Source organism: Pseudomonas sp. AC242, assembly GCF_979258655.1.
The window spans coordinates 3,121,793-3,134,770 of record NZ_OZ409873.1; the positions used below are offsets into that span (position 1 = coordinate 3,121,793).

The following is a 12,978-nucleotide window of genomic DNA, read 5'->3' on the forward strand; positions in this document are numbered from 1 at the left end:
GCCGAATGTCCCGAACCCTGATGTCACTCGTCGCATTGATCGTTGCCGTGTACCTGGTGCTGTGCGCGGCGCTGTTCTTTTTTCAGCGCTCGCTGATCTATTTTCCGCAGCCCAATGCCTTCACAAACACCGACTCACAACTGACCTTGTCGATGCCGGACGCGCAGGTTTCGGTGCTCACCCGCGAACGTGTCGGGCCACGGGCGCTGATCTATTTCGGCGGCAATGCCGAGGATGTGTCGCGCAATCTGCCGGAGTTTGCCGAGGCGTTTCCCGAATACGCGGTGTATCTGCTCAACTATCGCGGCTTTGGTGGCAGCGGCGGTTCCCCGTCCGAAGCGGCGATTGCCGAGGATGCGTTGACGCTGTTCGATCAGGTCTACGCCAGTCACCCGCAGGTTGCCGTGGTCGGACGCAGCCTCGGTTCAGGAGTGGCAGTGCGTCTGGCCAGTCAGCGCCCAGTACAACAGTTGGTTCTGGTGACGCCTTACAACAGCCTCGAAGAAATCGCGGCGCGGCAATACCCCTGGGTGCCGGTGAAGTGGTTGCTCAAGGATCGTTTCGAGTCAGGCAAGTACGCCGCGCATATTCGCGTGCCGACGCTGTTGCTGGCGGCCAGTGACGACGAGGTGATTCCGCGCGCCAGCACCCAGCGTTTGCAGGAGAGTTTCCCGCAAGGCGTGGCGGTGCTCAGGGTGGTGCCGGACTCGGGGCATAACTCGATTTCGGATCGTGCGCAGTATTTGCAGTGGATGGGGGATGTGTTGAATCGCTGATGTGTTGGCTGGGCGGGCGCCATCGCTGGCAAGCCAGCTCCCACAGTTTTTGTGGCGAGCACAATTTTGTGTACGACGCCGCACCCTGTGGGAGCTGGCTTGCCAGCGATGAGGCCAGTCCAACCACGCTTGATCTTCCTGAAACAACCAGCGCCTCGTCGCCCCACAACAAAACCCCTCCCCGCCCCTTGAACCAAGTCCAAAAAGCCCAGTCCTATCCGCGCCGCTTTCTGCGGTTCACTCAACTTTTGCGCTGTCCCTCTTCAGAGCTGCCCGTCTCATGCGCCACGCCGTTCGCTCGTCTCGCTTGGTTTCGCTGTGCCTGCTGATCCTTTCGCCGCTGTTCGCTGCAACCGCCCATGCCGGTGCGGAGCGACAACTGGTGGCCGCCATCAACGACTATCGCGCCCATCCACAACGCTGTGATCGACGCCCGGCGCAACGGCTGGCACCGTTGGCGCTGAAGTCGAACCTGGCCTTGCCGATTGGTTATCGCTACGCCGGCGGCATGCGTGAAGCGTTGAAGTCGTCAGGCTATTCCGCCATCGCGGTGCGCAGTATTCGCGTGGTCGGGGCCGAGGACGCCGAAGAGGCCTTCGACCTGCTGCAAGACGAGCACTGCGCCGCGCTGCTGGATGCGAGCTACGCCGACATCGGTGTCAGTCGTTCGCGCAATGAGTGGCAAGTGGTGTTGGCGCAACCGGTGCTCGACAGCCGCGTTGGCGATAACCGCAGCGTCGGCAAGGCGCTGCTCGCTGAGGTCAACGCCGCGCGCTCCCGGCCACGGATGTGTGGACGCCAGCGCTTCGCCGCCGCCCGGCCTTTGAGCTGGAACGTAGCGCTGGGCGCTGCCGCACAGGGACACAGCAAAGCCATGGCTTACGGCAACTATTTTGCCCACCGCGACCCGGATGGCGACCTGCCCGCCGATCGCGCCCGTGCGGCGGGTTATCGTGGTCGGCAAATTGGCGAAAACATCGCTGCCGGGCAGAGTTCACCGGGCAAGGCCATGGCCGGATGGCTGGCCAGTCCCGGGCATTGCGCCAACCTGATGAACCCGATGTTTACCCAGGTTGGTGCCGGGTTTGCCAGTGAGGCGCGCAGTGATGAAGGGGTTTACTGGACGATGGTGTTTGGTGCGCAGTGACTGCCAGCGTCCAGCCCCAATTTCAACAATTCCTTGCGCAGCATTGACGGCGATCGCACGGCCAATCCGGCCTGCCAGTCGAGTGGCAATAAGCGATTGAGCTTTTGCTGGCTGACCTCGGCTGGCGCCAGAAAGCAGCTTTTGCGGTCGCGGATACTGATCACATTCAGCAGCCCGTCATCGCCCTGCTCTGCCATCCAGCGCTTGATCATCGGCCGGTGTTTTTGCAGCAAGGCATCGGCATCCCACACCGTCATTTGTGCGAAGAAGCCAGGCAGGTTGCTCTCGGGTTTCATGCGCTTCGAGTCGGCTGCCAATGCAGCGGCCAGGTCCGATTCGATGCGAGTCTGGCATTCGAGAAAATATTGTCGGGGCCAGTCTGACGTCAGCTTTGAGCGTGAAGCGAGGTCGACGTAAGCCTCAATGTCCGCTGGGGTGGTCATCTGCCCGCTGAAGTTCAGCGTGTTGTCGAGAATCGCGGTGGCCAGCAAAGCGGCACTTTGCACGCTGATCTGCGGCAGCACACCGGCCGTCTGCCAGCGCTGAAAAACCTGGGTTGCCGCAGCGCCGATCGCACGGATATCGGCGGCAGACCCAAGCTTCTGCTGCCAATAGGTTTCGTACCCTGGATGGTGATCGATGATTTCTACCACCCGCTCGAGCACCACCATCGGGTCGAAATGGTGATAGTCCGAGACATCGACCAGGACAAACTCATCGTCCAGCGTCGGCGGGTAATCGTCAAAAGCAGCAGCCCAGCCGAGCACAGTGTGCGAAACGCTGGCGTTGGGTTGTGCGTTACTGGCGGCGCGGGCGGGAATGCCTTGCAGGTTGAGCAATTCTGCGTAGGCGATGCAGCAGGCGTAGGCGTCGATGTCCAGATAGGACGCGCCGGAGGTGATGATTTTCATGGGCCGGCAAAATCGCACATTGTCATGACGTTGTGGTGACAGCGAAAAGATCGCAGCCTCCGGCAGCTCCTGCACAGGATCTATGGTTTCCCTGTAGGAGTTGCCGAAGGCTGCGATCTTTTGATCTTCAGGCTGCGCGCTGTCCTCCCGCGACCATCGCCGAAGCCGCCAGCATCGCCCGCAACAACACCGCACAGCCGGCCGCCAGATCATCCGGCGCGGCGTTCTCGATTTCGTTGTGGCTGATGCCGCCCTCGCACGGCACGAAGATCATTCCGGCCGGGCCGAGTTCGGCGAGGAAAATCGCGTCATGCCCAGCGCCGCTGACGATGTCCATATTCGACAAGCCAAGCCCTTTCGCCGCGCCGCGCACCGCTTCCACACAGCCTTTTTCAAAGTACAGCGGCGGGAAGTCTGCTGTCGGCGTCAGTTCATACGTCAGACCGTGTTCCTCACAGGTGGCTTGGATGACTTGTTTAACCTCGGCAATCATCGAGTCGAGACGCGCCGGTTCCAGATGACGGAAGTCGAGGGTCATGCGCACTTCACCGGGGATGACGTTGCGCGAGCCGGGATAGGCTTGCAGGCAACCGACGGTGCCGCAGGCGTGGGGTTGATGGCCGAGGGCGGCGCGGTTGACGGCGCCGACGATCACCGAAGCGCCGACCAGTGCATCTTTGCGCAGGTGCATCGGTGTCGGGCCGGCATGCGCTTCGACTCCGCGCAGCTTGAGATCAAACCACTTCTGCCCCAACGCACCGAGTACCACGCCGATGGTTTTCTGTTCGTCTTCGAGGATCGGGCCTTGTTCGATGTGCGCCTCGAAATAAGCGCCGACCTTATGCCCGCTGACTTCGCGCGGGCCGGCGTAGCCGATGGCGTTGAGCGCTTCGCCAACGGTGACGCCGTCGGCATCGACTTTGGCGAGGGTTTCTTCGAGGGTGAATTTCTCCGCAAACACCCCGGAGCCCATCATGCACGGGGCGAAGCGCGAGCCTTCTTCGTTGGTCCAGACCACCACTTCCAGCGGCGCTTCGGTTTCCACGCCAAGGTCGTTGAGCGTGCGCAGGACTTCGACGCCGGCGAGCACGCCGAAGCAGCCGTCGAATTTGCCGCCGGTGGGTTGGGTGTCGATGTGGCTGCCGGTCATCACCGGTGGCAGATTCGGATTGCGCCCGGAGCGACGGGCGAAGATGTTGCCGACAGCATCGACCGTGACGCTGCATCCGGCGTCCTTGCACCATTGCACAAACAGGTCGCGGGCCTGGCGGTCGAGATCGGTCAGGGCCAGGCGACACACCCCGCCTTTGACCGTGGCGCCGAGTTTGGCCAGCTCCATGAGCGACGCCCACAGGCGATCGCGGTTGATGTGCTGATGGCTCGATTGCAGAACGTCTACGGCTGCGTTCATGGGGATCTCCTCAGGCTGCTTTTCTTATGGATGTCGCTGTGGTGTCTGGTAGACCGCTATCGCTGGCAAGCCAGCTCCCACAGGTTCTTGAGTGAACACACAATTTGTGTACGACTCGATCCCTGTGGGAGCTGGCTTGCCAGCGATGGGGCCCTCATTCACACCGCTGTTTTCACGACCGAAGGCTGTGCACGCATCACGCACAACCCGTAATAAATAATCCCGCCCAGCGCCGAGCCGGTGAACCAGCCATAGCTGTAAAACCAGCTGAACGCATCGCTGCCCAGCGACAACAAGGTCAGCACCACCGGCACGCCAAACGCAACAAAACCGGCCCAGTTCCACGCTGGATAAACGTCGTCGCGGTACAACCCGGCCAGGTCCAGTTGCTGTTTCTTGATCAGGAAATAGTCCACCACCATGATCCCGGCGATCGGCCCGAGCAGGCTCGAATAGCCCAGCAACCAGTTGGAGTAAACGGTTTCCAGGCTGACATCGGAAACAATCAAACCGAGTTTTTTCAGCAGCTCATGGCCCATCAGCGCCAGCCCGACAAACCCGGTCAGCAACACCGCTTTGGTGCGGTTGATCACCTTGGGCGCGATGTTCTGAAAGTCGTTGGTCGGCGAGACGATATTGGCAGCAGTGTTGGTCGACAGCGTGGCGATGATGATCAACGCCATCGCCACCGCCACCCACACCGGGCTCTGGATGTGGCCGATCAGACTGACTGGATCAGACACGGTGACGCCGACCAGTTTCACCGACGCAGCGGTCATGATTACGCCAAGGGAAGCGAACAGAAACATGGTCAGCGGCAGACCGAAAATCTGCCCGAGGATCTGATCTTTCTGGCTCTTGGCGTAACGGCTGAAGTCCGGAATGTTCAGCGACAACGTCGCCCAAAACCCGACCATCGCCGTCAGCCCAGCGGCGAAGTAACTCACCACACTGGCGCCCTCCGGACGTTTCGCTGGAATCGCCAGCAGCTCGGTCATCGACACATTGGGCATCGCCCACACCAGCAGGCCGATGCCCACCGCTACCAGCAACGGCGCCGACAAGGTTTCCAGCCATTTGATCGACTCGGCGCCACGAATCACCACCCACAGGTTCAGCGCCCAGAAGATCATGAAGCCAATCACCTCCCCGGTGCCGCCGAGGGATTTCCAGCCCTCGAACACCGAGCCGAGAAACAGGTGTATCGCCAGCCCGCCGAACATCGTTTGAATACCGAACCAGCCACACGCCACCAATGCCCGAATCAAACACGGCACGTTGGAACCGAGAATGCCGAACGATGAGCGCAGCAACACCGGAAACGGAATGCCGTACTTGGTGCCGGGAAAGGCGTTCAGTGTGAGCGGAATCAGCACGATAACGTTGGCAAACAGAATCGCCAGCAACGCCTCACCGACGGTCAGGCCGAAGTAAGCCGTGAGTACACCGCCGAGGGTGTAGGTCGGCACGCAGATCGACATGCCGACCCACAACGCGGTGATGTGCCATTTGTTCCAGGTTCGTTCGCGCACCTTGGTCGGTGCCATGTCGTGGTTGTAACGGGGACTGTCGAGGACGTCGCTGCCGGCTTCGAGTTCATACAAGCCGTCGCGCTCGGTCACTTGCGATCTGTTCTGTTGCATGGCCGCTCCACTGTTCTTCTGATTATTTTTTTGCTCATCAGGCGGCTTGCACACGAGGGTGCGAGCCGGACGATGGCCGGAGGAACTGACAACTTTCGTGCACCGGCCATTGTGTCAGCGGCGGCATCAATAAACGTGCCGGGTGCCCCGCTTGCGCATCGGGCCGAGCGTTAAACGCTTTGCAACTTTCTGATATTCATCAGTTTTAATTATTCACCGGGTGAGTTCGCGGAAACTTGTCTGGGTGCTCAGGCTAAACACCTGGCAAGTTGTCCGAACAGACAGGACTCAATCTGGTGCACTGCAATTATTTTCATCGTGAGCGAGCAACCGCAGCTCAACTTCAAGCGGCTGATTTCACATAGGAAATCTTGCTCATATTTCCATCCTGTCAAGTGCGTCAAAATGGTGAACGGCCTCACCATTTTGGTGATTTACGTTTTTTATCGTTATTTTTCATACAGTTAAAACAGTCATAAGCTTATAAAAAATAATCTTGATCTATTGCAAATCTGCGACTAGTTTCTATTCCTGACAGCGCTGACAGGAATACACCCTGCAACGCCGTACATCAATAAAACATCTAGAACCGACACAAGTCGGTCAATGCCTGCGAGGAACTCGGAATGTCTCTGTTGATCCGTGGCGCCACCGTTGTTACCCATGATGAAAGTTATCGCGCCGACGTCTATTGCGCCGACGGCGTGATCAAAGCCATCGGTGAAAACCTTGATATTCCCGCCGGCGCCGAAGTACTCGACGGCAGCGGCCAATACCTGATGCCCGGCGGCATCGATCCGCACACCCACATGCAACTACCCTTCATGGGCACTGTGGCCAGTGAGGATTTCTACAGTGGCACGGCGGCCGGTCTGGCCGGCGGCACCACATCGATCATTGATTTCGTGATTCCCAATCCGCAGCAGTCGCTGATGGAAGCCTTTCATCAGTGGCGCGGCTGGGCGGAAAAGTCCGCCTCCGACTATGGCTTCCACGTCGCGATTACCTGGTGGAGCGAGCAGGTGCGTGAGGAAATGGCCGAGTTGGTCAGCCATCACGGCATCAACAGTTTCAAGCATTTCATGGCCTACAAGAACGCGATCATGGCCGCCGACGACACGCTGGTGGCGAGTTTCGAGCGCTGCCTGGAACTCGGCGCGGTGCCGACCGTGCACGCGGAAAACGGCGAGCTGGTTTATCACTTGCAACGCAAGTTGATGGCCCAAGGCATCACCGGGCCGGAGGCGCATCCGCTGTCGCGGCCGTCGCAGGTTGAAGGCGAAGCGGCCAGTCGGGCGATTCGTATCGCTGAAACCATCGGCACACCGTTGTATCTGGTGCACGTTTCGACCAAGGAAGCCCTCGACGAAATCACCTATGCGCGCAGCAAGGGTCAGCCGGTGTACGGCGAGGTGCTTGCCGGGCATTTGCTGCTCGACGACAGCGTCTATCAACATCCGGACTGGCAGACCGCTGCCGGTTACGTGATGAGCCCGCCGTTCCGCCCGCGCGGTCATCAAGAGGCGCTATGGCACGGGCTGCAAAACGGCAATCTGCACACCACCGCGACTGACCACTGCTGCTTCTGCGCCGAGCAGAAAGCCGCCGGGCGCGATGACTTCAGCAAAATTCCCAACGGTACGGCGGGTATCGAAGATCGCATGGCGGTGTTGTGGGATGAAGGCGTCAACAGTGGTCGTTTATCGATGCAGGATTTCGTCGCTCTCACCTCCACCAACACCGCGAAGATCTTCAACCTCTATCCGCGCAAAGGCGCGATTCGCGTCGGCGCCGATGCCGATCTGGTGCTGTGGGATCCACAAGGCAACCGCACCATTTCCGCCAAGACCCACCATCAGCAGGTGGACTTCAACATCTTCGAAGGCAAGACCGTGCGCGGCGTGCCGAGCCATACCGTCAGCCAGGGCCGGGTGGTCTGGGCCGATGGCGACCTGCGCGCCGAGCGCGGCGCCGGTCGGTACATCGAACGGCCGGCGTACCCGGCGGTGTTTGATTTGCTGAGCAAGCGGGCTGAGTTGCATAAGCCGACTGCTGTGAAACGCTGATCCCCCGAAGATGATCGTTCCCACGCTCTGCGTGGGAATGCAGCCCGTGACGCTCCGCGTCACTGGACGCGGAGCGTCCCTAGAGGCATTCCCACGCAGAGCGTGGGAACGATCAAACCACTGCCCATCAGAGGCAGAGAACCTCAATAACCGTGAGGCACAAAACCGTGATCGAGACCCTGAACCATCTCCCCCACCCGCACGAAAGCGCGGCCGCCCTCGCCGGGCATTTCACCGATCTGGCGCCGCCGCTCAACGACCGGCAGGCGCATCTGGAAGCCTCGCGCTGCCTGTATTGCTATGACGCGCCATGCGTGAATGCGTGCCCGAGCGAGATCGACATCCCGTCGTTCATCCGCAATATCCACCAGGACAACGTCCCCGGCGCGGCGCAGAAAATCCTCTCGGCTAACATCCTCGGTGGCAGTTGCGCACGAGTCTGTCCGACCGAAATCCTTTGCCAACAAGCCTGCGTGCGCAACAACGCCCACGAATGCGCGCCAGTGTTGATCGGCCTGCTGCAACGCTATGCCGTCGACAACGCACACTTCACCGAACACCCGTTCCAGCGCGCCGCCACCACCGGCAAACGCATCGCCGTGGTCGGTGCCGGACCGGCCGGTTTGTCCTGCGCCCACCGCAGTGCCATGCACGGCCACGACGTGGTGATTTTCGAAGCACGGGAGAAGGCTGGCGGCCTCAATGAATACGGGATCGCCAAGTACAAACTGGTCGATGATTACGCGCAGAAAGAACTGGATTTCCTCCTGCAGATCGGTGGTATCGAGATTCGTCACGGGCACAAGCTCGGCGAGAATCTGACCCTGAGTGAATTGCATCAACAGTTCGACGCGGTGTTCCTCGGCCTCGGCCTCAACGCCAGCAAACAACTCGGCCTGCCTCACGAAGACGCGCCGGGCCTGCTCGCTGCCACCGATTACATTCGCGAACTGCGTCAGGCCGATGACCTCACGCAACTGCCACTGGCCGAACGCTGCATCGTTCTCGGCGCTGGCAACACGGCAATTGACATGGCCGTGCAAATGGCTCGGCTCGGTGCTCGTGATGTGAATCTGGTGTATCGGCGTGGCGCGGCGGATATGGGCGCCACCGACCATGAGCAAGACATCGCCAAAGCCAATCAGGTACGCCTGCTGACCTGGGCGCAACCGGAAGAGGTACTGCTCGACGCTCAGGGTCACGTGCGCGGCATGCGTTTCGCCCGCACCGATCTGTTCGAAGGACGCCTGCAAACCACCGGCGAAACTTTCGAGTTGGCTGCTGACGCGATCTTCAAAGCCATCGGCCAAGCGTTCGATGGCAGCGCCCTCGCCGACCCGCTAGCCCGCGAACTCAAGCGCCAGGGCGAGCGAATTCAGGTCGATGAAAACCTGCGCACCAGCATCCCCGGCGTGTATGCCGGCGGCGATTGCACCAGCCTCGATCAAGACCTCACCGTGCAAGCCGTGCAGCACGGCAAACTCGCCGCCGAGGCGATCAACGCTCAACTGATGCTTAACGTGGAGGCTGCGTAAATGGCCGATCTGTCGATTGTCTTCGCTGGCATCAAAGCGCCGAATCCGTTCTGGCTGGCCTCCGCGCCACCGACTGACAAGGCTTACAACGTGGTCCGCGCGTTTGAAGCGGGCTGGGGTGGCGTGGTCTGGAAAACCCTCGGTGAGGATCCGGCGGCGGTCAACGTGTCGTCGCGTTATTCGGCGCACTACGGCAATAACCGTGAAGTGTTGGGAATCAACAATATCGAACTGATCACCGACCGTTCGCTGGAAATCAACCTGCGCGAAATCACTCAGGTGAAGAAGGACTGGCCGGATCGCGCACTGATCGTTTCGCTGATGGTGCCGTGCGTCGAGGAGTCGTGGAAACACATCCTGCCGCTGGTCGAAGCTACGGGCGCTGACGGCATCGAGCTGAATTTCGGCTGCCCGCACGGCATGCCCGAGCGTGGTATGGGCGCGGCGGTAGGTCAGGTGCCGGAGTACGTTGAGCAAGTCACACGCTGGTGCAAGACCTATTGCTCGCTGCCGGTGATCGTCAAACTGACGCCGAACATCACCGACATCCGCGTCGCCGCCCGCGCGGCCCATCGCGGTGGCGCCGATGCGGTGTCGCTGATCAATACGATCAACTCGATCACCAGCGTCGACCTGGAACACATGGTCGCCCTGCCCACCGTCGGCAGCAAAAGCACGCATGGCGGTTATTGCGGCTCAGCGGTGAAGCCGATTGCGCTGAACATGGTCGCCGAGATTGCCCGCGATCCAGAAACCCAAGGCTTGCCGATCTGCGGCATTGGCGGCATCGGCAGTTGGCGTGATGCGGCGGAATTCATGGCGCTGGGCAGCGGCGCAGTGCAGGTGTGCACGGCGGCGATGCTGCATGGTTTCCGCATTGTCGAGGAGATGAAGGACGGGCTGTCGCGGTGGATGGACAGTCAGGGCTACGCCAACATTGCCGAGTTTTCCGGGCGTGCGGTGGGCAATACCACGGACTGGAAGTACCTCGACATCAACTATCAGGTGATCGCCAAGATTGATCAGGAGGCGTGCATTGGCTGCGGGCGCTGTCACATTGCTTGCGAGGACACTTCACACCAGGCGATCGGTAGTCTGAAGCAAGCGGACGGCACGCATAAATATGAAGTGATTGATGAGGAGTGTGTGGGTTGTAACTTGTGCCAGATCACTTGCCCGGTGGCGGATTGCATCGAGATGGTGCCGATGGAGACTGGCAAGCCGTTTCTGGACTGGAATCATGATCCGCGGAATCCGTATCACGTTGCGGTCTAGCCCCTCACCCTAACCCTCTCCCAAAGGGAGAGGGGACTGATTGGGGGATATTTTAGAAATCCACCGACCTGAACGATTTGCTTTGAATCCAAAATCGATACATGCATAAGCACGAACTGCTTTGAATCCATAATCGAACCGGGCTTTCAGGTCGATGTAACTCGCAAGACACCTCGGTAGGCCCCCTCTCCCTCTGGGAGAGGGCTGGGGTGAGGGTCAGCTTTTGCTTCAGGGTTCCAACCCGATCCCGCGCAAGATCACACTCGTCACCGTCTGCACCGCCCGCTCGAACTGCATGTCCGACAACGGCTGGTGCTCATTCAGAATATTCACCTGATGATCAAAGTCAGCATAGTGCTGAGTCGACGCCCAGATCATGTACAGCAGACTCGACGGCTCCACCGGCAAAATCCGCTTGTCCTCGACCCACTGGCGAATCTTCGCTTCCTTCATCTTCGCCCAGTCATACAGGCTGACATCCAGCGCCTCACCCAACGTTGGCGCGCCGTGGATGATCTCATTGGCCCAGACTTTCGAACCGTACGGCCGGCTGCGCGAGTGGTTCATCTTGGCGCGGATGTAGCTGCTCAGCACCACGCGCGGATCATCAAACATCTCGAAGCACAGTGCGTCTTGCTTCCACACTTCCAGCAGGTCGAACAGCACCGCGCTGTACAGCTCGCTCTTGGTGCTGAAGTAGTAATGCAGGTTGGAACGTGGCAGTTGCACTTCAGCCGCGATGTCGGCCATGGCGGTGCCGCCAAAGCCTTTTTCGGCGAAGACTTTTTCCGCCGCGAGGAGAATTTTCTCGACGTTGTTGCGACGAATCTCGATCTTGTGATTGCCCATGAGGGCTCCCTGACAACAGCGTTGCCCAAGACTAGCATCCGCTCTGGTCCGCGGGCGACCGCTGCAAACAAAACTTCGTGCTGGCGTGAGCGGATGGCTAAACTGACGCTTCTTCAATCCTGCCTCAGAGGTATTCGCGATGCTGTTCAAGAACGTCCTGACCACCACTGCCCTGCTCGCTTCGCTGTTTGCCGCATCTTCGGTATTTGCCCACGCCCACCTGAAAAGCCAGACCCCGGCCGCCGATAGCACAGTCGCCGCTTCCGCCGATTTGCGCCTGACCTTTTCTGAAGGCGTCGAAGCCAGTTTCACCAAAGTCACCGTGACCAAGGATGGAGCGCCGGTCGCCGTTAAGCCGTTGACCACCGAAGGCGACAAGAAAACCCTGATCGTCACCCCGGCCGCTCCGCTGACCGCCGGCGAGTACAAAGTCGAATGGCACGCGGTGTCGGTCGATACGCACAAAAGCGAAGGCGCTTATCAGTTCAAGGTTGGTCAGTAATTCATGAGTGAAGCGCTGGTGCTGTGCCGCTTTGTGCATTTCATCGTGGTGTTGATGCTGTTCGGGGCCTGGTTGTTCAGACCGTTGCTGCTCAGGGATGAGGCGCTGCAAGTGGACCGGCACCTGGCGCGACTGACGCGTTGGCTGGCCGTTGTGGCGCTGGTCAGCGGGATTGCCTGGGCGCTGTTGATCACTGCGAGTATGGCCGGTTCGGTAGCGGCGGCGTTTGATCCGGACACGGTTGCACTGGTGTTGGGCAATACGTTTTTCGGTCAGGTGTGGCGCTGGCATCTGCTGATCAATGCTGCGCTGCTGGCCTTGTTGTTCACACCTTGGCGCTCGAGCATGCCGTTGCGGTTGGGCTTGAGCGGCTTGCTTCTGGCGACCCTCGCACCGGTCGGGCATGGCGCCATGCTCGATGGTGTGAGCGGGCAATTGCTGATTCTCAACCAGATCGTGCATCTGACCTGCGTGGCCGCGTGGCTCGGCGGACTGTTGATGCTGGTGATGATTTTGCGTCAGCCGACGGAGCCGATGCGTGATGTTTTGCGGCGTTTCAGCGGAGTCGGTTATGCCTTGGTCGCGGGGCTGCTGATCACCGGTTTGATCAATGTCCGCGTGCTGACCGGCCAGTGGTGGCCGACGCCGCTGTTCAGCGGGTTTGCGTTGATTCTGTTGATCAAGGCGCTGATCGTGCTGGGGATGCTAGGGTTGGCGCTGTTCAATCGCTTGCGGGTTGAGGATTGCGAGCAGCGGATGGGCACGCTCCGGCGCACTGTGATGCTGGAATGGTTACTCGGCATTGGTGCCGTAGCCGCCGTATCCCTGCTCGGCACTCTACCGCCAATGATCACAACCTGAAA

At 60.0% G+C, this 12,978-nt stretch carries 11 protein-coding genes; 7 read left to right on the plus strand and 4 right to left on the minus strand.

Annotation, left to right across the window (positions count from 1 at the left end; genetic code table 11):
- Positions 1-5 precede the first annotated feature (5 nt).
- Together ACZZ0A_RS13930 and ACZZ0A_RS13935 are read left to right on the plus strand one after the other, a co-directional pair.
- Positions 6-776 (plus strand): alpha/beta hydrolase, encoded by a 771-nt coding sequence (locus ACZZ0A_RS13930; protein ID WP_463543323.1) that lies wholly within the window; start codon positions 6-8, stop codon positions 774-776.
- A 280-nt stretch (positions 777-1,056) separates the two neighbouring features.
- Positions 1,057-1,923 carry a CAP domain-containing protein gene (locus ACZZ0A_RS13935; protein ID WP_463543324.1) on the plus strand — a complete coding sequence of 289 codons (867 nt, stop codon included), beginning with the start codon at positions 1,057-1,059 and terminating at the stop codon, positions 1,921-1,923.
- On the opposite strand, the gene ACZZ0A_RS13940 is transcribed toward ACZZ0A_RS13935, so the two are convergent.
- The 3 genes from ACZZ0A_RS13940 to ACZZ0A_RS13950 form a co-directional block, all read right to left on the minus strand.
- A complete protein-coding gene (locus tag ACZZ0A_RS13940; protein WP_463543325.1) occupies positions 1,893-2,834 on the minus strand; it encodes a DHH family phosphoesterase in 942 nt (313 codons plus the stop codon). The two genes, ACZZ0A_RS13935 and ACZZ0A_RS13940, sit on opposite strands and share 31 nt — an antisense overlap.
- A 127-nt stretch (positions 2,835-2,961) precedes the next feature.
- A complete protein-coding gene (locus ACZZ0A_RS13945) occupies positions 2,962-4,245 on the minus strand; it encodes a Zn-dependent hydrolase (RefSeq protein WP_463543326.1) in 1,284 nt (427 codons plus the stop codon).
- Between the two features lie 158 nt (positions 4,246-4,403).
- Complete coding sequence (locus ACZZ0A_RS13950; protein ID WP_007918787.1) at positions 4,404-5,888, minus strand: NCS1 family nucleobase:cation symporter-1; 1,485 nt, start codon at positions 5,886-5,888, stop codon at positions 4,404-4,406.
- Positions 5,889-6,514: 626 nt separating this feature from the next.
- Between ACZZ0A_RS13950 and hydA the strand changes: the two genes are divergently transcribed.
- From hydA to preA, 3 genes are all read left to right on the plus strand, one after another.
- On the plus strand, positions 6,515-7,954 hold the full coding sequence (hydA, locus tag ACZZ0A_RS13955; RefSeq protein WP_463543327.1) for a dihydropyrimidinase: 1,440 nt from the start codon (positions 6,515-6,517) through the stop codon (positions 7,952-7,954).
- A 167-nt stretch (positions 7,955-8,121) separates the two neighbouring features.
- Positions 8,122-9,489, plus strand: a complete 1,368-nt coding sequence (locus ACZZ0A_RS13960) for an NAD(P)-dependent oxidoreductase (protein WP_463543328.1) — start codon at positions 8,122-8,124, stop codon at positions 9,487-9,489.
- Positions 9,490-10,764 (plus strand): NAD-dependent dihydropyrimidine dehydrogenase subunit PreA, encoded by a 1,275-nt coding sequence (gene preA / locus ACZZ0A_RS13965; RefSeq protein WP_007918798.1) that lies wholly within the window; start codon positions 9,490-9,492, stop codon positions 10,762-10,764. It begins immediately after the preceding gene.
- Between the two features lie 228 nt (positions 10,765-10,992).
- Here the strand turns inward: preA and ACZZ0A_RS13970 are convergent, their stop codons facing one another.
- Positions 10,993-11,613 carry a TetR/AcrR family transcriptional regulator gene (locus ACZZ0A_RS13970; protein ID WP_007919317.1) on the minus strand — a complete coding sequence of 207 codons (621 nt, stop codon included), beginning with the start codon at positions 11,611-11,613 and terminating at the stop codon, positions 10,993-10,995.
- Between the two features lie 139 nt (positions 11,614-11,752).
- Between ACZZ0A_RS13970 and copC the strand changes: the two genes are divergently transcribed.
- On the plus strand, positions 11,753-12,115 hold the full coding sequence (gene copC, locus ACZZ0A_RS13975) for a copper homeostasis periplasmic binding protein CopC (RefSeq protein WP_463543329.1): 363 nt from the start codon (positions 11,753-11,755) through the stop codon (positions 12,113-12,115).
- A 3-nt stretch (positions 12,116-12,118) separates the two neighbouring features.
- Positions 12,119-12,976 (plus strand): copper homeostasis membrane protein CopD, encoded by an 858-nt coding sequence (copD, locus tag ACZZ0A_RS13980; RefSeq protein ID WP_463543330.1) that lies wholly within the window; start codon positions 12,119-12,121, stop codon positions 12,974-12,976.
- Positions 12,977-12,978 lie beyond the last annotated feature (2 nt).